19 protein-coding genes are annotated in these 23,723 nt (G+C 61.7%); 11 read left to right on the top strand and 8 right to left on the bottom strand.

Going from position 1 to position 23,723, the window contains the following annotated elements:
• Positions 1-17: 17 nt before the first annotated feature.
• Both arfB and HER32_RS11380 read right to left on the bottom strand, forming a co-directional pair.
• Positions 18-425 carry an alternative ribosome rescue aminoacyl-tRNA hydrolase ArfB gene (gene arfB, locus HER32_RS11385; RefSeq protein ID WP_168681955.1) on the bottom strand — a complete coding sequence of 136 codons (408 nt, stop codon included), beginning with the start codon at positions 423-425 and terminating at the stop codon, positions 18-20.
• A gap of 131 nt (positions 426-556) precedes the next feature.
• Positions 557-988 (bottom strand): hypothetical protein, encoded by a 432-nt coding sequence (locus HER32_RS11380; RefSeq protein WP_149071085.1) that lies wholly within the window; start codon positions 986-988, stop codon positions 557-559.
• A gap of 94 nt (positions 989-1,082) precedes the next feature.
• On the opposite strand from HER32_RS11380, the gene HER32_RS11375 reads away from it, so the two are divergent.
• On the top strand, positions 1,083-3,140 hold the full coding sequence (locus tag HER32_RS11375; RefSeq protein WP_168681954.1) for a M13 family metallopeptidase: 2,058 nt from the start codon (positions 1,083-1,085) through the stop codon (positions 3,138-3,140).
• A gap of 74 nt (positions 3,141-3,214) precedes the next feature.
• On the opposite strand, the gene HER32_RS11370 is transcribed toward HER32_RS11375, so the two are convergent.
• Complete coding sequence (locus HER32_RS11370) at positions 3,215-4,123, bottom strand: NAD(P)H-binding protein (protein WP_168681953.1); 909 nt, start codon at positions 4,121-4,123, stop codon at positions 3,215-3,217.
• Between the two features lie 179 nt (positions 4,124-4,302).
• Here HER32_RS11370 and HER32_RS11365 point away from each other — a divergent pair, with 179 nt between their 5' ends.
• The 3 genes from HER32_RS11365 (at position 4,303) to HER32_RS11355 (ending at position 6,734) form a co-directional block, all read left to right on the top strand.
• Positions 4,303-4,704: a winged helix-turn-helix transcriptional regulator gene (locus HER32_RS11365; RefSeq protein ID WP_149071082.1), complete on the top strand. Its 402-nt coding sequence runs from the start codon at positions 4,303-4,305 to the stop codon at positions 4,702-4,704.
• 121 nt (positions 4,705-4,825) lie between these two features.
• Positions 4,826-5,539, top strand: a complete 714-nt coding sequence (locus HER32_RS11360; RefSeq protein WP_168681952.1) for a head GIN domain-containing protein — start codon at positions 4,826-4,828, stop codon at positions 5,537-5,539.
• Between the two features lie 139 nt (positions 5,540-5,678).
• Positions 5,679-6,734: a DUF3667 domain-containing protein gene (locus HER32_RS11355; protein WP_168681951.1), complete on the top strand. Its 1,056-nt coding sequence runs from the start codon at positions 5,679-5,681 to the stop codon at positions 6,732-6,734.
• A 66-nt stretch (positions 6,735-6,800) separates the two neighbouring features.
• Here the strand turns inward: HER32_RS11355 and HER32_RS11350 are convergent, their stop codons facing one another.
• Positions 6,801-7,373 (bottom strand): hypothetical protein, encoded by a 573-nt coding sequence (locus tag HER32_RS11350; protein WP_168681950.1) that lies wholly within the window; start codon positions 7,371-7,373, stop codon positions 6,801-6,803.
• A 156-nt stretch (positions 7,374-7,529) separates the two neighbouring features.
• Between HER32_RS11350 and HER32_RS11345 the strand changes: the two genes are divergently transcribed.
• Complete coding sequence (locus tag HER32_RS11345; RefSeq protein ID WP_149071078.1) at positions 7,530-8,477, top strand: 3-oxoacyl-ACP synthase III family protein; 948 nt, start codon at positions 7,530-7,532, stop codon at positions 8,475-8,477.
• Between the two features lie 3 nt (positions 8,478-8,480).
• Here the strand turns inward: HER32_RS11345 and HER32_RS11340 are convergent, their stop codons facing one another.
• Together HER32_RS11340 and HER32_RS11335 are read right to left on the bottom strand one after the other, a co-directional pair.
• Positions 8,481-10,595 (bottom strand): matrixin family metalloprotease, encoded by a 2,115-nt coding sequence (locus tag HER32_RS11340; RefSeq protein ID WP_168681949.1) that lies wholly within the window; start codon positions 10,593-10,595, stop codon positions 8,481-8,483.
• Between the two features lie 90 nt (positions 10,596-10,685).
• Positions 10,686-11,594: a DUF72 domain-containing protein gene (locus tag HER32_RS11335; RefSeq protein WP_168681948.1), complete on the bottom strand. Its 909-nt coding sequence runs from the start codon at positions 11,592-11,594 to the stop codon at positions 10,686-10,688.
• Between the two features lie 352 nt (positions 11,595-11,946).
• Here HER32_RS11335 and HER32_RS11330 point away from each other — a divergent pair, with 352 nt between their 5' ends.
• From HER32_RS11330 to HER32_RS11320, 3 genes are all read left to right on the top strand, one after another.
• The gene (locus HER32_RS11330) at positions 11,947-12,756 is read left to right on the top strand and encodes a septal ring lytic transglycosylase RlpA family protein (protein WP_168681947.1); all 810 of its coding nucleotides are present in this window, start codon (positions 11,947-11,949) and stop codon (positions 12,754-12,756) included.
• A gap of 155 nt (positions 12,757-12,911) precedes the next feature.
• Entirely contained in the window at positions 12,912-15,350 is a 2,439-nt protein-coding gene (locus HER32_RS11325; protein WP_168681946.1) for a penicillin acylase family protein, read from the top strand.
• Positions 15,351-15,373: 23 nt separating this feature from the next.
• A complete protein-coding gene (locus HER32_RS11320; protein ID WP_149071073.1) occupies positions 15,374-15,757 on the top strand; it encodes a hypothetical protein in 384 nt (127 codons plus the stop codon).
• Positions 15,758-15,846: 89 nt separating this feature from the next.
• Here HER32_RS11320 and HER32_RS11315 read toward each other — a convergent pair whose 3' ends face one another.
• Positions 15,847-17,061, bottom strand: coding sequence for an alpha/beta hydrolase family protein (locus tag HER32_RS11315; RefSeq protein ID WP_410503876.1), 1,215 nt, complete (start codon positions 17,059-17,061; stop codon positions 15,847-15,849).
• A gap of 397 nt (positions 17,062-17,458) precedes the next feature.
• Here HER32_RS11315 and HER32_RS11310 point away from each other — a divergent pair, with 397 nt between their 5' ends.
• Both HER32_RS11310 and HER32_RS11305 read left to right on the top strand, forming a co-directional pair.
• Entirely contained in the window at positions 17,459-18,496 is a 1,038-nt protein-coding gene (locus HER32_RS11310; protein ID WP_197748833.1) for a hypothetical protein, read from the top strand.
• Between the two features lie 217 nt (positions 18,497-18,713).
• On the top strand, positions 18,714-19,361 hold the full coding sequence (locus tag HER32_RS11305; protein ID WP_149071072.1) for a response regulator transcription factor: 648 nt from the start codon (positions 18,714-18,716) through the stop codon (positions 19,359-19,361).
• A gap of 39 nt (positions 19,362-19,400) precedes the next feature.
• Here HER32_RS11305 and HER32_RS11300 read toward each other — a convergent pair whose 3' ends face one another.
• Complete coding sequence (locus HER32_RS11300; protein WP_168681945.1) at positions 19,401-20,414, bottom strand: chemotaxis protein CheB; 1,014 nt, start codon at positions 20,412-20,414, stop codon at positions 19,401-19,403.
• A gap of 225 nt (positions 20,415-20,639) precedes the next feature.
• On the opposite strand from HER32_RS11300, the gene HER32_RS11295 reads away from it, so the two are divergent.
• Positions 20,640-23,687 (top strand): CheR family methyltransferase, encoded by a 3,048-nt coding sequence (locus HER32_RS11295; RefSeq protein ID WP_168681944.1) that lies wholly within the window; start codon positions 20,640-20,642, stop codon positions 23,685-23,687.
• Positions 23,688-23,723: the final 36 nt, after the last annotated feature.

Here is a 23,723-nt window from a genome sequence, read left to right as displayed (position 1 = left end):
GGCTACGGGGGCAACACTCAGTCCTGCACCCGCCCCCGGCTGGCTTTCTTCTGGCTGTGTTTTTTCTTGGATTCTAGGCGCTGGCGCACGGCACCGGCGCTGGGCTTGGTGGCCCGGCGGGCCTTGGGCTTATGCAAAGCCTGGCGGAGGAGCTCATGAAACTTGCGCAGGGCCGTTTCCTTGTTGCGCAGCTGGCTGCGGTCTTCCTGAGCTACGACCAGCAGCTCGCCCTCGGTGGTTAGTTTGGAGGCCAGCTTCTGGAGTAGGATCTGCTTTTGCTCGTCCGTCAGGAGCTGGGAGTCGAGCAGGCGGAAGCGCAGTTCCACCCGGCTTTCCACCTTGTTCACATTCTGGCCGCCCGGGCCACTGCTGCGGCTGGTCTGGAACTGGAGTTCGGGCAGGAAGGCATCGGCGGCGGGCAGCATGGGGCAAATGTGGTGAATGTGGTGAATGTGGGGAGAATGTGCTGAATACGAGAGCGTGTTTTGAATGAAGAAGGACAGCAGGAAATAAAAGAGTGACGAAGCACATTCAACTCATTTACCCACATTGCCTTTCACATTCCTCTCCACAGCAGCCAGCCCAGCAGGCCGGAGCGAAAAGTCCAGGCCAGGGTGCGGGGCCAGTTGGTGCGCACCAGCCCGTCGATGGCCACGTAGTCGTAGCCCTGCCCCAGGCGGTTGTGGAAGGGCACGGTGATGAAGAACGTACTGGCCCACACCAGCAGCACCAGCCCCAGTTGCCACCAGCGGGCCACTCCCAGTTCCGGGGCCTGCCCGGCCAGCCACCCGGCCAGGCACAACTCCAGCACCATCGGGGCCATTACCAGCCAGCTGATGCGGGTGGAATGCTGCTGATGGAATGCCTGGAACTTCTCGGGGGCAACCTGCGCGAAACTCGGGTAATGCACCAGCTGCACCGTCCAGATGAGACCGGTGAGGTAGGCGGCCAGGGCAAAGTTGAGCAGGAGTAAATGCGGTAGTTTCATGGTCAGGCAACAACTGGTACGGTAGCAGCGTCCTTGCCGCTACGCGAAACAACTCATTCGAGCTATATTCGTCCTCTTCCATTCGCAATTTCCCATGACCCTCTCCCCTATTCTGCGGCCCTGGCTGCTGGCGGCGCCGCTGCTGGGCCTCGTGTTTACAGCCTGCCAGCCCGGCGGCAAGTCTACGGCCACCGGCCCCGACCTCATCCAGGCCAACCTGGATACCACCGTGCACCCCGGCGACGACTTCTACGCCTACTCCAACGGCACCTGGTTTAAGCAGCACCCCATTCCGGCCTCAGAAAGCAACTGGGGCATTGGTAAGGAAGTACAGAATGAGATATATGCCCGCCTGCGCAGCCTGAGCGAGGAAGCCGCCAAAGCCCAGGCCACCCCGGGCAGCACCCAGCAGAAAATCGGCGACTTCTGGGCCGCTGGCATGGACAGCGCCACCATTGATAAGCAGGGTGTGGCCCCGCTCAAAGCCGAGCTGGACCGCATTGCCGCCATTCAGTCGGTGGCGGATGTGCAGGCCGCCATTGCCCGCCTGCAGCCACTGGGCGTAAACGCCCTGCTGGGCCTGTATGTAGGCCAAGATGCCAAGAACAGTGAGAAAATGGCGCTGCAGCTGTGGCAGTCTGGCCTGGGCTTGCCCAACCGCGACTATTACTTCAACAAAGACGCCCGCACCAGCAACATCCGCAAGGAATACCAGCAGCACCTGACGCGCATGTTTGGCCTGCTGGGCCAGGATGCCGCCACCGCTCAGCAGAACACCCAGCGCGTGCTGCAGCTGGAAACCAAGCTGGCAGCTTCTTCCCGCAAGCTCGAAGCCCTGCGCGACCCGTACGCCAACTACAACAAAATGACCATTGCCCAGCTCGACCAGCTCACGCCGGGGCTGGGCTGGCAGCCCTGGCTGGCCCAAATGGAGCTGACCAAAGCCGACACCGTAATCGTAGGGCAGCCGGAGTTTTACCGCGAGGCCGGCCGCCTGCTCAAAACTGCCCCGCTGGCCGACTGGAAAGCCTACCTGCAGTGGCAGTTGGTGCACGCCTACGCTCCTACCCTCAGCCGCAACTTCGACCAGGAGAACTTCCGCTTCTACGGCACGGTGCTGCAGGGAGCCAAGGAGCAGCGCCCCCGCTGGAAACGGGTGCTCGATGCCGAGGAAAGTGCCTTGGGCGAAGCCTTAGGCCAGTTGTTTGTGAAAGAATACTTTCCCCCGGCCACCAAGGAGCGGTACGAGAAGCTCACGGCCAACATCATGACCTCCTTCCGGGAGCATATCCAGCAGCTCGACTGGATGAGCGACTCCACCAAGCAGAAAGCCCAGAGCAAGCTCACCAAAATCACCCGCAAAGTAGGCTACCCCGACAAGTGGAAGGATTACTCTTCCCTGAAAATTGACCGCAGCTCCTACGCTCAGAACGTGATGCGCGCCAACCAGTGGCGCTACCGCTTCGAGCTGAGCAAGCTGGGCAAGCCCGTAGACCGCACCGAGTGGGGCATGACGCCCCAGACGTACAACGCCTACTACAACCCCTCGAACAACGAGATTGTGCTGCCGGCCGCCATCTTCGCCATTCCCGGCCTGAAGGATGCCAATGCCGACGACGCCATCATCTACGGCTACGCGGGGGCCAGCACCATTGGTCACGAGCTTACCCACGGCTTCGACGACGAAGGCAGCCAGTACGACGAGAAAGGCAACCTGCGCAACTGGTGGACCAAGAAAGACCGGCAGCTGTTCCAGCAGCGCGTAAACGGCATTGTGCGCCAGTTCAACGGCTACACCGTGCTCGACTCCATGCACATCAACGGCAAAGCTACGGCCGGCGAAAACATTGCTGACCTGGGCGGCATCGTCATTGCCCTGGATGCCTTCAAGAAAACCGAGCAGTACAAGAAAGGCGAGAAAATAGGGGGCCTCACGCCTACCCAGCGCTACTTTCTGGGCTATGCCCTGGGCTGGCAGGTGCACCAGCGCGACGAGCGGCTGGCTCAAAGCATCCTGACGGATGTACATTCGCCCGCCCAGTACCGCATCAACGGACCCTTTGCCGACGTGCCGGAGTTCTACGAGGCCTTCAACGTGCGGCAGACCAACAAGCTCTGGCGCCCCGACAGCGCCCGGGTAAAAATCTGGTAGCTCGCGGATAGAGATTAAAAAGGCCGCTCACTGGATGCAGTGAGCGGCCTTTTTCTTTAGCCTGTACGGCCCCCTTAAGCAACCTGAGCCGCCGTAGCTCCAGCAAAAGCCGGCGCGAAGACGGTGCGGGCAAATTCCGCCAGCGTGGTGGGCGAAGCACTAGCTGCGGTGCGTGCCTCTTTCACCATCACTTTTTCGGCATTCATGTTCCGCGTCATTTCATCGTAGAGGCTGGCCATGCTCTCGGAAAGGCCCGCCTGCATCATACCTTGCTTAGCGTCTTCGTAAGAAAATGGCACGTACGGCAGCTCCGGGCGGCCAATAGCCTGCCCAATGGCCTGGGCAGCCTCCGGGAGCGTATAGTTCTGCGGCCCCAGAACGTAGTGTACCGAGCCCGGCTCGAAGCTTTGGGTGAGCAGCGCGGCGGCCCGGGCGGCAATATCCTTGGTAGCCACCATCGGGAAAGCCAGATCGGGGCGCATGGCCGAGCCCGTAATGCCCATGTGCTGAATCAGGCCGATGTTGGCCAGCAGGTTTTCCATGAAATAAGCGGGGCGCAGGTGGGCCACGCGCAGGCCCGGAACCTGGTTGAGGCGGGCCTCCTGGTGGTGCAAGCCTACGACTGGTCCCGTACCGGCCGGCTCATCGGCGCCAATGCTGCTCAGGTGCACCGCCGCGGGCAGCCCGGCGGCGCGCACCGCTTCGGCTATGGCCTGGCCTACCTGCTGCATGTGCGCCAGCACGTCGGGAGCCGTAACGTTGGGCGGAATCATCAGAAAAGCGGCGTCGGCCCCGCGCAGGGCCTGCGTGAGGAAAGCCACGTCGTGCAGGTCGCCGGCCTGAGGATGCGCCCCGGCCGCAGCCAGTGCATCGAGGCGGGCACTGGGGCGCGCTACGGCCGTAACGCGGTGCCCTTGGCTCAGTAGTTCGTGCGTGAGGGCGGTGCCAATGTTGCCGGTGGCCCCTGTGATGACAATGTTCATAGGAAGATTGGTAAAGAGAAAGTGAAGCCGCTGAAAAGCAGCCGGCTTGTGGGCGGATTCTGAGCAGAAAGCAACCACGAATCAAAGGAAATTGCTTACTTCGCTTTTCGCAAGTACCTACCAAAAAGTAGGCTACTTACTTTTATCACAGATTTGCTGATAGTCAGCCAGTAAATTTTATGCAGAAGTTCACCAAACAGCAAGCAGCCGAAGCGCAGTGGCGGGGCAAAGCCGAACCCGGCCCCTTTGATTTCTGCCCCGTGCGCACCACGCTGAACGTCCTGGGTGGGAAGTGGAAGCTCCTCATTCTCTCTTACCTGCTGGAGGGTACCCGCCGCTACGGGGAGCTGCGGCGTCTGATGCCCGAAATCACGGAGAAAATGCTGATTCAGGAACTGCGCGAAATGGAGCAGGATGGTTTGGTACAACGCGTGGTTTACCAGCAAGTGCCCCCGAAGGTGGAATACCTGCTTACGGAGCACGGCCAACAGGTGCAGCCTCTGCTTAACTCTTTGGTGGCCTGGGGCCAGGGCTACCTTACGCGTTCCGCCCCATGTGTTCCTGCCGCCGCAGAGAGCTGAGCTGGCAGCCCTATCACTTCCCTCTAGGGAGTTGTATTCATCAGGCAGGCAACCCTTCGGCGGCCCGGCGCATCTGTACCCCAGCAAGCCTTACTTTCTTTTCTCCAACCTCTTCCTGCTTATGAAAACGTTACGCCTCTTCTTACTGCTGCTCACTGTAGCCGCGCTGCGCCCCTTCCAACTGCTGGCTTTCCAACGCGACGTGCGGGTGGTAGAGTCTTTTCAGGAACTTGCCCTGGGCTTGCCAGCGGAAGTTATTTTGCGCCAGGGCCCGGAGCAGCGCGTGGAGGTAGAAGCTGCCCCCGAAGATCTTAAGCAGATTGAAACCACGGTGAAAGACGGTCGCCTGCGCATCCGGCGCCCCGAGAAAGGCGGCCTCAGCCGCTGGACGGACGACTATAGGTTCAAGCAGCCCGTGAAAGTGTACGTGACCATGCCCACCGTGCGGGTGCTGAGCGTAAGTGGCTCGGGCGCCATCGTAGCCGAAACGCCCATCAAGGCCAGCACGCTCAAGCTGAGCATGAGCGGCTCGGGCCGCCTGCAGGTAAACGCAGTAACCGATGCGCTGACCACCTCCATTTCGGGCTCGGGCCGCATTCTGGTTTCGGGCAGCGCCGATAGCAACTCTGCCTCCATCAGCGGCTCAGGCCGCATTGAGGCCACTGAGCTGCGCACCAATACTACCAGCATAGGCATCAGCGGCTCGGGAAACTGCCGCGTGTACGCCAGCAAAACCCTCGATGCCCGCATCAGCGGCTCGGGCTCGGTTACGTACCAGGGCAGCCCGCAGGTATCGTCGCGCATCAGCGGCTCGGGCACCGTGCGCCGCGGCTAAGCGTTTCTTCTTTTAAACTAACCCGACGTAGCCGGGCTGCTTTGCGCATGGCAGGGCAGCCCGGTATTTTTTGGAGTGGGCGCTATCTGCTTACTTGCAGCCCGGGGCCAGCTACGCGGCGGGCCTCGCCTATTTTGCCATGGCGCACTCCAGTATCAAACTTCCGGCCTGCGCAAACTGCGGGCACACCTTCCAGCCCAACCAGCCCGACGAATTTTGCCCCAGCTGCGGGCAGCAGAACCACGACTTGAACGTGTCGTTTGGCCACGTGGTGGAAGAAACGCTGGAAGGCATCTTTCACTTCGACAGCAAGGTGTTTCGCACGGCTGGGTTGCTTTTGTTCCGGCCGGGGCAGCTCACGCGCCGCTTTATGCAGGGGCACCGCGTGAGCTACGTGCCGCCCATCCGGCTGTACATTTTCATCAGCTTCGTGTTCTTTTTCCTGCTTTCCTACCTGGGGCCGCATTCCCAGGAGAAGGTGCTGGACGTCTCGGAAAAGAATACGCTGGCGGCCGATGCCCGAAACCAGCAGAAACTAGATTCCTTGCTGCGGGCCAATGCCAGTTTGGCCTCGGCCGGCAAGCGGGCAGCCCTCACGCGCGCCGCCGATTCCCTCAAGAAATCCAGCGGCAACTTTCACCTGGAGTTTCCCATCGGGAATATCTCACTAACGGCAGCCGACATCAGGAGCCTGCCGGAAGAGCCAACTCAGGCGCAAATAGACAGCCTTATTCGTAGCAAGGGCGGCCACCCCTCGTTTCTGACGCGGCTCTCCGTGAAGCGGGCCGTGCGCTGGCGCGATGCTACTACGGGTGAGGTAGTGCACCAGCTGGTGCGGGCCGGCTCCATCATGATGTTTCTGCTCATGCCGCTGGCGGCCTTGCTGCTCAAGGGGGCGTACATTCGGCGCAAGCGGCGGTACGTGAGCCACCTCATTTTTACGGTGCACCTACACTGCTTTCTTTTCCTGCTGTTCTCCCTTTGGCTGGGCGTCAGCGCCTTGCCCTGGCTGAGCAGCCTTGCCGACTGGCTCTGGCTGGTGCCGGCGGTGTATTTTATAGTGGCCCTGCGCACCTTCTACGAGCAGAGCTGGGGCAAGACCCTGGTGAAAAGTGTGCTATTGGGTGCCACCTACTTCCTGACCTTAGCCTTGTGCGTGGTGGGCAGTATTCTGCTGGGTGTAGTTGTATTTTAAGTTGGTCGTTGCCCGTTAGTCGGGGCACCACTGATTTCAGCCCTAACCCGACAACGCCCAACACACTTACAGGCCGAAGATGCCGCTGCCTTTTTGTTTGGATTTACCCTCTTTGCTCTTTGATTTCTTCTTGTCGTCATCGGAGCCGAAGATGCCCAGGAAGCCCTTGGACTTGTCCTGCACAATAACGTAGCGCAAGGAGAAGCCCACGGGAAAGCGCGCCCAGTCTTCGCCCCCAAACTCAATGCTGGGTTTGAAGTCGGCCGACAGCAACAGGCGGGTGAAGGCCACTTTATACTCCACGCCCAGCATACCATCGAAGCCGCCAAAGCCGCCGTTGTCCTTGTGCGTGCCCAGGTGCCCTCCGGCACCCAGGTAGTAGTTCAGGCTGGGGCCCAGCACTGGGAAGTGCCGCTCGGCCAGTACCGTCGCCGACACTTCGCGGCTGCTGGCCAGGGCAATGCCTTCGAGGGTGGCTTTTTCCAGAATTTTCTGCTGTAGCGTAAGGCCCAAGCTTCCGGTGCTGTAGCGCACTCCCCCGGCCGTGCGGTATTTCTGGGCCTGCGCCGCTGGCGGGGCAAGCAATAAGCCAACAATAACCAGGGCGGCCAGGCGGCCCAACGAACGAAACAAGTGCATACTAAATCAGGATCAGATGAAAGACAAAACTCAATTGCGCGTGTACCGTTGAACGAGTGCGACGCGTGCAAAGTACGCGCCACTTGTAGCATTTAGCCAAGTGTGCGGCAGAGCCCGTACCTTGCCGCCCGCTTTTCACTTGCTCCTTTCTCTTCTGTGTATCTCCACCATCTTGCCTATTACCTACCCACGCAGGTAGTTACCAACCAGCACTTCACCACGCTCAACGGCCTCTCCCACGAGTGGATTATGGAGCGCACCGGCATCAGGGAACGGCGCAAAGCGGGCCCCGGGGAGAATACCAATACCATGGCCATTGAGGCTACGCGCCGTACCCTGGCCGAAGCCCCCGCGTTTCCGGCCGAGCAGATTGACTTGATTGTGGGCGCGACCTACACGCCCCACGACACGATTGTGACGCTGGCCCACGCCGTGCAGCACGCCGTGGATGTCGCCGATATTCCGGTGGTGAGCATTTCCTCAGCCTGCTCCTCCTTGCTGAACGCGGTGGAGATTGTGGAAGGATACTTTGCCATGGGCAAGGCCACCCGGGCGCTGGTGGTGGTTTCCGAGCACAACACGGCCTACAACAACGAAGAAGACACCATGGCCGGCCACCTGTGGGGCGACGGCGCGGCCGCCCTGCTCATTTCCAAGGAACGCCTCCACGAAAACGACCTGCGCATTGTGGACGTGAAAACGGGGGGCGCCGCCACCATGGGCAAGGCCACCGTGAGCGTTACGCTCAAGCCCATCGAGCGGGGCCTGATCATGCCGCACGGCCGCGACGTATTCACCCACGCCTGCCAGTATATGGCCCGGGTTACGCGCGAAATCATGGAGCGCAACCAGCTCACCGTGGCTGATATCCGCTACCTCATTCCGCACCAGGCCAACCAGCGCATTACCAACAACGTGCTCCAAAACCTGGAGCTCCCCGAAGAGTGCGCGGTTTCCAACATCGAGCGGCTGGGCAACACCGGCTGCGCCGGGGCCGCCATCGGCCTAGCCGACACCTTGCCGCAGCTACAGCCTGGCCACCGGGTGGTAGTCACGGTATTTGGCGGGGGCTATTCGTTTGGGGCCATGCTGCTGGAGCGGTAGGCGCTACTGCCCGGCCAGCACGAAGGGCACGGCTCCGCGGTGGCCGCTTTGGTCGTTCCAGCGCACCATGTACCACCCGCTACGCAGACCGGCCGGCAGCTGGAGCACTACTACGTTGTATCCGGCCTGCAGCGCCGCTACCTGCTGCCCTACTTCGCGGCCCACCGAGTCGTAGAGCCGCAGCACCAGTATAGCATCTGTATCCGTGAGGAACTGTACTTGCGCAGGGGTGCCGTAGCGCACAGGGTTGGGAAACAACTCCAGCTTATTCAGCGCCAGGCTACCGTCCGTCACCAGCTGCGGGCCGGTATAGTCAATTTCCCCGGTGGGGCGCACCAGCCCAAGGCGGTAATAGAGCCGTCCTTCGGGGGCCTGCTCATCAAGCAGGCGGTAGGATGCTCCCCCCGCCGGTACCCGGTCGAGCGTGGTCCAGCTACTGGTGTCTTGGCTGCGCTCCACGATGAACTCCTGCACGAAGCACTCGGCGGTGGTAGTCCATTCTACACTTACCTGGCCGGCGGTAATGGTTTTGGGGGCCACCGTCACCAGGGGAGCGGGCAGCATGGGACGGGCTCCGCAGCCCAGGGCCCGGAAGCTGCGCGTTTTAAGCACGAAGCGGCCACCCGCAATTTCGCTGGCCGGGTTTAGCTCCCGACTTACCTGCCGGGCGCCAATGGCGTAGTGCATTACGGCCCCCGGCAGGATGAGGTGGGAAAGCTGCTGGGCATGGCCCAGCTCGTGCACCACTACCGACTCAAAATCGTACTGCCCCGCGGTGGGCTGGTCGGGCCCGAACTGCCAGCGCTGCTCCCCGTCAAACACCATGTCGATTTCCTTGACGGTGAAGACCACGGTGCCATCGGCCCGGCGGCAGCCCTGGTAGTAGCTGGTGGTGCGCCCCAGCACCCGGTCGGGCAACTGGCTGCCCGAGTCGAAACCCAGGCCGTTGGCGTTGTCGTCGGCAGCCACGGTGCCCGTACGCTCGGCGCCCAACTCCCAGTTTACGCCCGTCTGGCAGCGCCAGGTAGTCAGGCTCCGCTGAAAGGCCTCGGGGGCCCCGGCGCGGCTAGTAAAGTTGGCCGCTGGCTGAAAGGTGTAGCCGCCCCGGTTATTGGTGTTGATGTGGTTGGGCCGGACAATTTCGTTGGTGCCGTTGGTTTGCACGGTGCTCACGGCGTACACCACCGTAATGGGTGCGGCGCTGGTAGCCTCCTCCTGCGCCGCCGTGACAACTCGCACGGGGCCGCTACCCGCCGTTTTCCCTTCCAGCCCGTAGGTGGGTACGCGCACCCGAATCTGCGCATCGCTCCAGCTCACATAGTCTGAATCCTGGGGCTTCACTTCCGTGGCGCCGCCGTCGTCGGCGTTTCGGAACGCCACGTACCCCGTGCCCCGGCTGCTGCCAAAGCCCGTGCCATTGATGGTCAGAATTTCGCCGGTTCCCGCCGTGATGCTCAGCGGCCCCAGATCCGAAATCAGGGCCAGCTGACGGCGAGCCTGGCGGCGGCTTAGCACCTGCAGGGCCGCCGTCAGGGGCTGGTTGGGCTGCACCTCCCGACTAACGCGCCCGCCGGCGGCCTCCTCTACTGCAGCGTAGAACGCGGGGGTGATGCGCCCGTACTTGCGGAAAGGCTCCGCGGCGGTACCCTCGCTCAGGGCGTAACGGATGAAGCCCTGCTGGCTACCATAGGGCGTCCAAACACCAGCCTGCTCAACCCCGGCAAAGGTCGCCTTCGTCAGGAAAAAAACCCCTTGCTCGTGCGGAGTCAGGCGTAGGGTGTTGGTGAGGTCCTGGCGGTCGAGGCCTACCGTTCCGCCCTCTGTAATAACCGTCACAGTAGCCCCAGGGGCACCTTTCCACACCTTATATATGCGCAGGCGGTGGGCGGTATAAATGCGCTGGTGGTTGGCGTCCCAGAAGCCGCGGGCATCCAGCACTTCGCCCTCCACGATGAGGCCGGAACGGTCGGCCCGCCGCACCGGGTCTAGGGGCAGCAGCAGGCACTGCGTAGCGGTGGGGTCTTCCGGGGGGGTGCGCAGGGCCTGGCCAGCAACGGGCAGCGCCCCCAACGTAAGCAAAGGCAGCGCAAGCAGCCGCAACAGGAAACGTGAAATCATAGCAAAGAAACGCCTGACAGGTAGAGACTCGTCTTCCGTACGAAGTTGACGGGGGTAGCGGGTGAGGCAAGCACCACTTTCTTGTTCAGCTTAAAACAGGCTCCCTTGTACGGGCTGGGGAATGATGCGGGGCGGCACCAGCTCCAGTCCCGTGCGGGCCGTGAGCTGCTCCAGGAAGTACTGCGTCCAGAGGGGGGAGTGCAGGATATCTTTCTGGTGGATGAAGAAGTAAACCGTATGCAGCCCGGCCGCCAGCCAGTCGGCCAGGCGCGCGGCCCACTCCTCGGCCCGCCGGTAGTCGCTGGGCACCAAGCCATGTCCGTTGAAGCGCACCAAGGCCGTGGAGGTCGTGAGGCGCATGTGCAGCACGTCGCGGCGGCCGGCCACGTCCGTCAGCACCAGGGTCTTGCCCAGGGCTTCCAGCATTTCCATCACCGATTCGCGCAGGCCTGCATCGGTGTACCAGCCCGGGTGGCGCAACTCCACGGCCAGGGGCACGGAGGAAGGGAAATCGAGCAGGTAGCGTTCCAGGCGTGGCAGACTTTCGGGGCCGAAGGTGGGCGGCAGCTGCAGAAACGCGGTACCCAGGTTCTCCCCTAGCTCCTCAATGGCCCGGCAAAACGTCAGCGTCAGGTCGTCGGCATTATAAAGCTGCCGCTCGTGGCTGATGCTCTGCGGCAGCTTGGGGCAAAAGCGGAAGTGCGCCGGCACCGCAGCCTTCCACTTGCGCACAGTAGGGGCATCGGGAATGCGGTAGTGGGTAGTATTCAGCTCGATACTGTTGAACTGCCGGGCGTAGTAGCTCAGAAATTCCGCGTCTTTGATACCCGCCGGGAAGTAGCTGCCCAGCCAGGCTTTGTTGGTCCAGATAGGGCAACCCACGTAGATGGCCGGGGGGCCAGGAGCATTTGTGCGCGCCAGCGTAGCTACCGTGCCAGGGTGCGTGGGGGGAAGACGAAAATCAACGTAGCGAAGGTCAGAAAGACGGCCAAAATCCATGCAGCAACTTACGGCAAAAAGCGCGGAACGACTGTGGCTACTTCCATAGGCAATTTTGGCGACCTGTGCAACCAACCGTTTCTTGTAGTGCCCTCCTAAATGACAAAATTTTTTAACCGTCGGATTATCTTATTTTTCCTTACCAACGGGAGAGGCCTGCATATAATGCAAAAAAACGCGCTGTCCAATGCAAAGCGCTATTTTATTTACTCGGCAGTACATATATTTTGTGCAAATTTTCTATAAAAAGGACAAAAACAACTCATGAAGTAGGTATGCCAATTTGGGCATTGCCAAAAGCTTTTGCACACTGCCAGTAGTTTTGTCCCGCTCACCAATGCAACGAACAGCTATGAAGTTCTTTTACCGAATGGATGTATCGGGCTTGATGATAGCGCTACTGATAGTGCTACTCTCTGCCCCGATGACAGGGGCCTGGGCCCGCACCAGCATCGCCGAGGAGGTTCCCGCCAAGGCAACCCGCAAGAAAACTGTGCTCCGTGGCCGCGCTTCGTGGTACGGCCGCGAACACCAAGGACACCGCACCAGCAACGGGGAGCGGTTCGACCGCAACAAGTATACCTGCGCTCATAAAACCCTGCCTTTCGGCACCCGCCTGCGGGTAACCAACCCCCAGACCGGCAAAGCCGTGGTGGTGCGCGTTTCTGACCGCGGCCCCTTCCGCCACCAGCGCATTCTGGACCTTTCCGAAATTGCCGCCCGTCCGCTGGGCATCGTTACGCACGGCGCCGTTTCTGTAATAGCGGAAGTGGTATCGGCGGAAACGCCCCTGGGCCCCACCGACGCCCCGGCTGACCTGGCCGCGCTGGCCAGCGACTCTACCACGGTGGCTCTGGCTACCAGCATTGAGCCGGGCACTACTGAAGCTGCCGATGTAGTGAAAGTAGCCGAGCCCGCGCCCACCTTTATTGTACAAGCCGGCACCTTCGGCGACGTGCGTAATGCCGAAGCCGTGCAGAACCGGATTCTGGCCCTCGACAAGACGCTGAATGTGCGCGTAGCCACCAACGTGCAGGCGGGCAAGCCGCTCAACCGCGTTATCGTGGATAACCTGACCGACCGCGCCAGCGCCGAGCTGGTACAAAAGAAGCTGCAGCAATGGGGTATTGCCGGCTTGGTTCGGCAGAAGGAAAACCTGTAGCTTCCGCCACAAGGCACCGAATATCACCAACGCCCGGCATGTCCATCATGCCGGGCGTTGGCATTTAAGATCTGAGGCCTGCTTCTTCTGGAGCTGACTTGCGCGGGGCCTTTTTTTATCGGATGTTCAGGGCTGGCTTTCTGCTTTTCCTGCCTATGCTACTTTATATCCGGGCATTGCTGCTGCTTGCTCTCACGGGGGTCCTCACCTGGGTGCTCAACACCAAGCAGGGGGATATTCCGCCGATGGGCAAGTTTCTGAGTCCTTACCAGGGTTTCTGGCGCAACGCCGAAGCGCCCAACGACTTCCCCGTTAGTCAAACCCTCCGGTTGCCCGGCCTGCAACAGCCCGTGCAGGTGCGCTTCGACGACCGGCACGTGCCCCACGTATTTGCGCAGAACGACCACGACCTGTACTACGCCCAGGGTTACCTCACGGCCCACGACCGGCTCTGGCAGATGGAGTTTCAGACCCACGTGGCCGCCGGCCGCCTGTCGGAAATTGTGGGGGAAAGCCGCCTGGAAACCGACCGGTTTTTCCGGCGCATGGGGCTCAAGCACGGCGCCGAACAGTCACTCCGGGTGATGATGGCCGACCCAACCATTAAAGTAGTGCTGGAGTCGTACTCCGACGGGGTGAATGCCTACATCCAGTCCCTGACGCCGCGCACTTATCCCTTCGAGTACAAGCTGCTCAACTATGCGCCTGAGCCCTGGCAGCCCCTGAAGTCGGCCCTGCTGCTCAAGTTCATGGCCTTCGATTTGAGCGGCCGCTCCGACGACCTGCGCATGTCGAACATCCTGGGCAAGTTTGGGCCGGAGGTAGTGAAGGACCTGTTCCCGGACTACCCCCAGCGCGAAGACCCGATTGTGCCCGTGGGCGCCCCCCGCGACTTTACCCCGGTAGCGGTGCCGGAAACCCCCGCCTCCTTCCGGGCTGCGCAGTCGGGCAAGGTGCCGCAGCAGGAGCCCGATGCCGAGCTGGGCTCCAACAACTTTGCCGTGAGCGGAGCCAAGTCGGCGACGGGCTTCCCCATTCTGGCCAACGACCCGCACCTGCAGCTTAACCTGCCCAGCATCTGGTACCAGATGCAGCTGGTGGCTCCGGGCGTGAACGTGTACGGCGTGACCATTCCGGGGGCTCCCACCATCATTATCGGGTTCAATCAGCAGGTAGCCTGGGGCGTTACCAATGTGGGCGCCGACGTGCTCGACTGGTACCAGCTCAAGTTTCGGGATGCCTCGAAGCGGGAGTACTGGCACGACGGGCGCTGGAAACCCGTGCGCCGCCAGCTGGAGACCTTCCACGTGCGCGGCCGCCCCGACCGGGTAGACACCGTGCTCTACACCCACCACGGCCCGGTAGTGTACGACCACGACGAGAAGCCTTTCCTGGCCGAAACGCCCATCCGCCACGCCCTGCGCTGGACGGCCCACGAGGGCGGCAACGAAGTGCTGACCTTCTACCGCCTCAACCGCGCCCGGAACTACCAGGACTATACCACCGCGCTGCGCTCCTACGCCTCGCCGGCCCAGAACTTCATCTTCGCCAGCACTCAGCAGGATATTGCCATCTGGCCCAACGGCCGCTTCCCCCTGAAATGGCGCAACCAGGGCAAGTTCGTGCTGGATGGCACTGACTCAGCCTACGACTGGAAAGGCTGGATTCCGCAGGCCCACAACCCCCACGTGAAAAATCCGGCGCGGGGCTTCGTGTCGTCGGCCAACCAGTTTTCGGCGGGACCGGAGTACCCCTACTACATTGGCTGGGACTTTGCGCCCTGGGACCGAGGACACCGCATCAACGAGCGGCTGACGCGCATGACGCAGGTGACGGTAGACTCCCTGCGCCTGCTCCAGAACGACGACGTGGGCGTGAATGCCCGCACCATCCTGCCGCGCCTGCTTTCCCTGGTGCAGCCCCAGCGGCTGCCCGCCGCCCAGCGCCGCGTGTACGAGGAGCTCAGCCGCTGGAACTACCGCTACGCGGCAAATGCCATCAACCCCAGTATTTTTGAGCTGTGGTACCCGAACCTGGTTAAGCGCATCTGGGAGGATGAGTTCGGCTCTACCCCGGTTCGGCCCCTGCGCTATCCTTCCCGCGACCGAACCACCACGCTGCTCCTGAAAGAGCCAACCTCCCGCTGGATAGACGACCAGCGCACGCCCCAAACCGAAACCCTGGAGCAGCTGGCCCTGGAGTCCTTGCAATGGGCTGCCGACTCGCTTACCCGCAAGTTTGGCCCGCTGGGCCCGGAGTGGCGCTGGGCCAATCAGAAAAGTACCGACATCCTGCACCTGGCTCAGCTCCCGGGCTTCGGCCGCATGGACATTGACTGCGGGGGCGGGGCTGGCATCGTGAATGCCACTTCTCAGCGCAACGGGCCTTCCTGGCGCATGGTGGTAGCCCTGGGACCCCAGCCCAAAGCCTACGGCGTATTTCCGGGCGGGGAATCCGGCAACCCCGGCTCCCGCTTCTACGACGACATGATTGAAACCTGGCGGGTAGGCAAGCTCGACGAGCTGGTTTACCTGGCTTCTCCTAATCAGCAGCACCCCCGCGTACACGCCGCCTGGATGCTCCAGGGCAAGTAATTCTACCCTCCTGTTTGCGCTCTATGCTTCTCTTTTTGCTGATTTTTCTGGCCGCGACCGGCGCCCAACTTTTCCTACCGTGGTGGAGCGTGGTGCCCGTAGCAGTGGCGCTGGGCTTTTGGCGCGGGACCCGGAGTGGCCGGGCTTTCCTGGCAGGCTTTGCAGGCCTGGCCCTAAGCTGGCTGCTACCCGCCGCCTGGCTGCACTTGCGCACCGATGGCATTCTCAGCCAACGCGTAGCGACGCTCTTGCCCCTCGGCGGTAATGGTTGGCTGCTGGCCTTGGTAGCAGCCCTGCTGATCGGGCTTATCGGCGGCCTAAGTTCCTTGTCCGGGTACTGGCTGCGGAGGGCTATCTGGAATGGCCCACCTGCCCCAGTTTCGGGTGCTGCGCGGAGGCAGCCCTAGCTGGCTATTCAGGCTGGTATAGAAAGTCGAAGCGGCCCTTTTCGTGCGAAAAGGGCCGCTTCGACTTTCTATAAAGTATGCCCTACTGACTAGTAGTACTGGGAGATGAAGGCGTAGGCTCCGAGCGTGTACGTAGCGGCCGAGGAGAAATGGTCACCGCCCTCAATGGGCCGCAGCTCTACCTGGGTGGCGCCCCGGGCCTGCATGGCCTTGTAGGCATCCTCCGAGTTGAAGAACGGCACGTAGTCGTCGGCGGTGCCGTGAAACAGGGCCAGCGGGGCTTTGGGCTGCCAGTCGTAGATATCATTGGCCTGGAAGGCGGCGAGCAGGGGCTGGTCGGTGCCGTTGAGTACGCTCGTGCGCAGCTGGCTGGTAAACAGCTGGGCCGGTAGCTTGGGCACATTGCCGAAGGGGTCGGCTTGCAGCTGGGTGGCGTAGGGCTGGTTGAAGTAATAGGTCAACGGCCGGTTCAAGCCATATACCTGGTTGTAGGTTCTGAGCACCCACACGTAGCTGCTCAGAAAATCCAGCGGCTCCTGCGACTCCAGAATGTACTTGGCAAAAGCCGTTTTGTGGTAGGCCCCGGCCCCGGGCGCGCTGGCTGTCACAGTAAACTCACTGGCATGTTGTTCTTCCAGCAGCTTATGCAGGGCCATGGTAGCAAAGCCGCCTTCGGAGTAGCCCAGCAGGAAGTGCTTTTTGTTGAGGCTCACCTTTTGCTGCGCGCAGAACTCCCGGGCGGCCCGCAGCATATCGGCCGAGGCCGAGGCCAGGGTAGCGGCATGCTCGTAAGGGTGCGCCAGCGCCTTGGAGGCCCCGTAGCCCAGGTAGTCGGGGGCCGACACGATGTAGCCGCTAGCCGCCAGCACTGACACCGCCGACCAGATTTCGCTGCGGGAGCTGTAGTACGAAGGCGCCCGGTCTTCCTGGGCCGGAGAAATAGTGCCGTGCTGGTAGCTGAGCAAGGGCAGCGCCTGCGCTACCTGCGGCACCAGCAGCGCCCCAGAAGCTGTTACTTCCTTGCCGGCAGCATCGTGAGTACGGTAGGTAAGCCGGTATACTTTGATGGGGTACTTCGCCAGCGCCCCCACAAAGGGGATGTCGGACACCCGGGCAGCTACGGCGCTGGTGGAGTACTCGCCCAGCAGGGTGCTGCTTTGCAGGTAGGTGGCGGCGGGTGCCTCGGGTTGGGTGGTCGGCTCGGCGGCTTCGGACTTGCAGCCCGCGCCAGGCAGTACCAGCAAGGCCGCCCAGAGCATCCAGGTTAGCCGCAGGGCGCGAAAGGATAATTTGGTAATCAACACAGTGACAGGAAATTCAGGTGACGAATAATTCTACAACAACCAGGTCGCCGAAATATTTCCGGGTAACCAAAAAAACCTGTCAAGCCACCTTGTGCGCAGCCTTGCGGGCCCGCTATAGCGAGACCAGCCTCCTGCTTCAGCCCTCGTTTTCCCGGGTTAGTTTCTACCCTTCTACTGCTCAGTTTCCGGCCGCCTTTGGCCCCGGCCGTAGTATGCCAGCAAGCTCTAGGCGGCCGGAGCCAAGTAGCACTGGAGGTTGCCGCAGGGCCCAGGCGGCTAGATTAAAGGTTCATTAAAAACGGACTTACGACCCGCATTCGGGAAAACGGGCTTCCGGTTTTCCCCAAAAAACCCCCTACCTTCGGGGCTCCATTCGCCCTCAATTCTTTTTCTTTCAGTGTCTTATTTCCGGACTGCTTCGCGCTTCACCGCGCCCGTGCTTGCTTCCCTGGGCCTGGCCCTCTCCCTGACTATGCTACCCGGCTGCGGCGCCCGCCAGGAAGGCGAAACCGCCACGGCCACCGCCGACAGCACCACCCAGAAACCTGTGGTAGTGGATACCATAGCCCTGAAAAAGCAGGCCATGCGCCGCGACTCGCTCAAGGCTGATTCTATTGCCAGGAAAAACGGGCAGCTGCCCGGGGCCATCCTGCCGGGCCACCGCATTGTGGCGTTCTATGGCAACATCCGCTCGAAAGGCATGGGCATTCTGGGCCGGGAGCCCAAGGAGCAGATGTTCCGCAAGTTTGAGGGCGTGCTGAAGGAGTGGCAGGCCGCCGACCCCAGCATTCCGGTGCAGGCCGCCCTGCACAACGTTACCATCACGGCTCAGGGCACGCCCGGCAAGGATGGCAAGTGGCGCCTGATGAACTCCAAGGCCACCATCGAGGAGGTAATTTCCTGGGCCCGGGAGCACAACTGCATTCTGTTCCTCGACGTGCAGCCCGGCCACAGCACCCTGCAGGTAGAAGTACCCAAGCTAGAACAGTACCTGAAGCAGCCCGACATTCACCTCGGCATCGACCCCGAGTTCTCCCTGTCCACCATGCCCGGCGTCCGGCCCAACCAGCGCATCGGTACCCTCGACGCCAAGGACGTGAACTGGACCATCAATTACCTGGCGCGCCTCGTGAGCGAAAACAAGCTGCCGCCGAAAGTGCTGACGGTGCACCGCTTCACCCGGAAAATGCTGACCAATTACAAAAACATTAAGCTGGACCCGCGGGTGCAGGTGGTGATGCACATGGACGGCCACGGCGAACCGACGCTGAAAAAGGATTCCTACCACGATTACATCCAGACGGAGCCAGTACAGTACACGGGCTTCAAGCTGTTCTACGAGTACGATGCCCGCCCCAAGCCCCACCACATCATGACGCCCAAGGAAGTGCTGACCGAGCTTACGCCCAAGCCGCTCTACATCCAGTATCAATAAAAACTCCGGTGGGCCCCGGCCTACTTCTACGGCCTCGGTAGCACTTTGCTGCCGAGGCCGTTGGCATTTGTAGGATGCCGGAAAAGCAGGAGCTTATATGGTTGAGCTTAAGGACGTAAGCCAAAGAGAAGGAGAAAAACCGTGCATCTTCGTCGGCTAATTGTCGTTACAAAGGCCCACGGTTTCTTCTATCCTCTACTTTCTTCCACGCCCTGCTATGATTCGCGTTCTGCTCACCGACGACCATGCTATTATCCGGGAAGGCATCCGCTCTTTGCTGGTACACGAAGACGGTATTACGGTAGTAGGCGAAGCCAACAATGGCCGGGAGCTGCTGGCGCTGCTGGAAACCACGCCCGCCGACGTGGTGCTGATGGACATCAACATGCCGGAAATGGACGGGCTGACGGCTACCCAGCTGGTGCGGGAGCAATACCCCGACACCCGGGTGCTGGTGCTTTCCATGCTCGACCACCCGGAGTACATTCAGAACATGCTGGCGGCCGGGGCCACGGGCTACGTGCTTAAGAATGCGGGCAAAGACGAAATTACGTTTGCCATCCGAACGGTAGCGGCGGGGCGGCCCTTTCTGTGCTCGGAACTGGGCTTTATGCTGCTGAGCAAAGTGCTGTCGTTTAGCACGGAGCCGCAAAGCGGCCCGCCCACCAAGCCCGGCGGGTTTTCGCGCCGCGAGATTGAAGTGCTGAAGCTATTGGCCGAGGGCCTGACCACCAACGAAATAGCCGACAAGCTCTTCACCAGCCGCCGCACCATCGAAACCCACCGCCAGAACATCATCGAGAAGGCCCAGGTGAAGAACACGGCCGCGCTGATAAAATACGCCGCCACCCAGGGCCTGATTTAACGTCGCTGCCGGGCTGGTACTTCGGGGCAAAACCTGGGGCTAGTGCACGTGGGCGGTAGTGGTGCCATTGGGGTCTTTGCCGTTGATTAGGAACTCCCGCAGGCGGTTGATGTGCACCTTGATTTCCTCGATGCGCTCCTCCTGCTGCACGCTCCAGCTGCCTTCGCCGCGGCTGGCCATACTGGTGTACAGGTTTTTGCGCTCCTCCATCATGCGCAGGGCCACCCACAGTGTTTCTTCTAGGGCATGATGGGAGCTGTCCAGCAGGGAGTCGGCAGTGAAGGCGTGGCCGGTGTGGCAGCGGTAGCGCAGCACGGCACCTTGTTGTATTTCCCAAAGTGCGCCGCCACAGTCGGGGCAGGTGAGGGGCACCTGGCGGCCTATCTGGTTTACTTCCTGGGTAGTTCCCACAACGCGTTCGGCTATTGAGGCTTCCATGATCAAGTCATCGGGAATAACACTTTTCTGCAGCACAGGCCCCGACCTTGCTACCAAATCCAGCAGCACGCCCCCCATCCGGTCGAGCGGAATCACATAATCGACCACGCCGGCGCGCAGGGCGCTTTCGGGCATGCTTGGGAACTCGGCCTCGGCGGGGTCCTGCACCAGCGTGATGCCCCCGCACCGCTTCACGTACTCCAGCCCGGCCGTGCCGTCGTGCAGCATGCCCGTGAGCACCACCCCAATTACGTTGGCTCCATAGGCTACGGCGGCCGAGCGAAAAAGGGAATCGGCGGCGGGACGAAAGTTGTTTTCGCGCGGCCCTTTGGTGATCAGCAGCTTGCCATCCTTTACCAGCATGTGACGGTCGGGTGGGGCCAGGTACAGGCTGCCGGCCTCCAGGGGCTGCTCGTTTTCTCCCAGCTGGCACTTCAGCTCGGTGTGCTGGCGGAGGCGGCTAATTAGTGGCTCGCCCGTGGAGTCGGGGCCCAGGTGCTGCACTACCAGCACGGCGGCGGGCAGCGTACGGGGCAGCTGTTCTACCAAACGGGTGAGGGCAGGCATGCCGCCGGCCGAAGTACCAATGACAATTAAAGACGTGGGAGCAGACATGCAGTAGCTGCATTAAAGAAGACACAAAAGAGCCGGAGCTCGGCTCCCACATACGTAAGGGCACCGGCTGGGTACTTGGTCGCGCTTCGTTTTTCGGGCAAAAAACTAGCTCCGCAATACCATGCTGCCAGTATTTCGGTAAATTTGAAGTAGTGAACCTACTGGCTGGCGTGCTGCCTAAGCGGCTGCTTACTTCGCTCAGCCGCTTTCCGTTTTCTCCGTTTCATGTCAGCTGCCGCCGCCCCGGAGCCGGAAAATTCCGCGTCTTCCTCCCTACCGTCTTCTGCTGCCGGCCCTACTCCGGCGCGGCCCACGGCCGCCCCCAAGCTGCGGCAGGCGTATGCCGAGCCCGAGAAGTTTCCGATAGTGATGCTGGGGGGCTCGGCGGGCTCCATGGAAGCCTATGAGCAGTTTTTCCGCCACCTCACGCCCCGCTCGGGCATGGCTTTCGTGGTGGTGACGCACCTGCTGCCCACGCAGGCCGAGGAGCTGACCTCGGATGTGCTGCAGCGCTTCACGCCCATGCCCGTGCACCTGGCCGCCGACGGCCTGAAAGTGCGCCTCAACCAGGTGTACGTGATTCCGCCCGACTGCGACCTGAGCTTGATGCACGGGGCGCTGTTTCTGCTCAAGCCTACGCTGCCGCCCAGCCGGCGCATGCCCATCGACTTTTTCCTGCAAACCCTGGCCAAGGACGCCCGGGAGCGGGCCGTGTGCATCATCTTCTCGGGGCTGGGCTCCGATGGAAGCGTGGGGCTGAAGCTGGTGATGGAGAACTTCGGCATGGTGATGGTGCAGGACCCCGATACCGCCGCCTTCGACTCGATGCCGCGCGCGGCCCTGGCCACCGAGTTTGTGGATTTTGTGCTGGCCCCGGAGCTGATGCCGGCCAAGCTGCTGGAGTACGTAGAGCGCCCCATGCTGGCGCGCCTCTCGCGCGAAAACCCCGAGGAGTCGGCTTCGAAGCCGGCGCATGCCCTGCAGAAAATCTTTCTGCTCATCCGGGCCCAAACCGGCCACGACTTCAGCCACTACAAGCGCAATACCGTGTTTCGGCGCATTGAGCGGCGCATGAACTCCCACCAGATTGCCGAGTTCACGCACTATGTGCGCTACCTGCAGGAAAACCCGCACGAGGTAGAGCAGCTGTTCAAGGAGCTGCTGATTGGCGTCACCAAGTTTTTCCGCGACCAGGAAGCCTTCGAGAACCTGCAGCAGCACCTGCGGCCCCTCATTGCCGACAAGCCCGCCCACACCACCGTGCGGGTGTGGGCCCCGGGCTGTTCTACCGGCGAGGAGGCCTACTCGCTGGCCATTCTGCTCCTGGAGGTGATAGAGGAAGTGGCCCCCGACCGCCACCTCAAAATTCAGCTTTTCGCCACCGACATATTGGCCGAGGGCGTAGACTTTGCCCGGGCGGGGCTGTACGCCGAAAACATAACCGCCGACGTGAGCCCGGAGCGGCTGCAGCGCTTTTTCGTGAAGACGGATGGGCACTACCAGATCTGCAAGGAAGTGCGCGACGTAGTGGTGTTTGCCCTGCACAACATCAACAAGGATGCGCCCTTCACCAAGCTGGATTTGCTGTGCTGCCGCAACCTGCTGATTTACCTGAACTCCGACCTGCAGAAAAGCCTGCTGCCCATCTTCCACTACGCCCTGAACCCCAACGGGCTGCTCTTCCTGGGCCCCAGTGAAAACATCACCGGCTTTCAGGACCTGTTTCAGCCCCTGGACCTGAAATGGAAGATTTCGCGGCGCATCGAAACGGCCGCGTCGCTGCCCCGGCTCCTCAACTTTTCCTTTTCGCTGGCCCGCCACATTGCCGTGGCGCCGCTCTCCTCTCCCAGTATGCTGCCCTCCATTTCTACCCGGCGCGAAGGCGGGCCTTTCGCCTCCATTGTGCAGCGGGTGCTGCTGCACTCCTTTTCCCCGCCCGCGGTGGTCATTAACGCCAAGGGGGAAATCCTGTACGTGAACGGGCGCACGGGCAAGTACCTGGAGCCAGCCCCGGGCCTGGGCAACATGAACATCTTCGACATGGCCCGCGAGGAGCTCAGCTACGAAATCAGCGGGGCGGTGCACCGGGCCCTGCAAAACCGCCAGGAAATAAAAGTGGAAAACCTGCGGGTGAAAACGGATGCCGGCCAGCAGCTGCTGCGCCTGACGGTGCGCTACCTGGAGGCGCCGGAGGCACTAGCCGGGCTGCTGCTGGTGGTGTTTGAAGACCAGCCCACCCCGCGCCGGGTGCGCCTGGCCAAAGACAACTCGGAGGGCGGCCTGAACCGCGACGCCGCCGTGGCCGCCCTCGACAAGGAGCTGCAGTACACCAAGCACCGGCTCCAAACCACCATTGAGGAAATGGAAAGTTCCCTGGAGGAGCTCAAAAGCACCAACGAGGAGCTGCAGAGCGCCAACGAGGAGCTGCAAAGCACCAACGAGGAGGCCATGACCAACAAGGAGGAGATGCAGAGCCTGAACGAGGAGCTGATGACCCTGAACATGCAGTACCTGGCCAAGACGGAGGAACTCTCCCTGGCAGCCAACGACATGAAAAACCTGCTGGATGCCACCGAAATAGCCATTATCTTCCTCGACAACGACAGCATCATCAAGCGGTTTACCCCACCGGTGGCCCGCATCATCAACCTGCTGCCCAGCGACGTAGGGCGGCCCCTGGCGCACTTTGCCTCCAACCTGCGGCACGAGCGGCTTGCCGAGGACATTCAGCAGGTGCTGGACCGCCTCATCAGCCAAGAGGCCAACATCCAAACTACCGCGGGCGAGTGGTACAACATGCGCATCCTGCCCTACCGCACCCTCGATAACTACATCAGCGGGGCCGTCATCACCTTCACCGAAATTACGGAGCTGAAAAACCTGGAAGCCCAGCTCCAGGACAATGCCCGCTTTGCCGCCAGCATGCAGGAAACAGTGCTGGAGCCCGTGGTGGCCCTCAACGCCAGCTTGCAGGTGCATTTCTGCAACGGAGCCTTTGCCCGGATGCTGGGCACCACGCCCGCCGAGCTGGCGGGGCAGCCCCTGGTGGCCCTGGCCGACGGCGGCCTTAACCAGCCCACCTTGCTGGATGCCCTGCAGCAGCTGCTCAGCACCTCGGCCGATACGTTCAACTTCAGCAACCTAAAGCTGGACCTTGACCTGCCCGACCAGGGCCGCTGCCGGGTGGGGCTCTACGGGCGCCGGCTCCTGCTGCTGGGCGCGCCTACGGAGTACGTGCTGCTGGGCATAGAGCAGGTGAAGCCCCTGGCCTAGCCCGGCGGCCGGGCCACGCCGCGGGGCCCGGGCGGT

It is taken from the genome of Hymenobacter sp. BT18 (genome assembly GCF_012273015.1).
Lineage (GTDB): Bacteria > Bacteroidota > Bacteroidia > Cytophagales > Hymenobacteraceae > Hymenobacter > Hymenobacter lutimineralis.
Note: the sequence above shows the minus strand (reverse complement) of the source record. Positions and strands in the feature narration are given on the sequence as shown.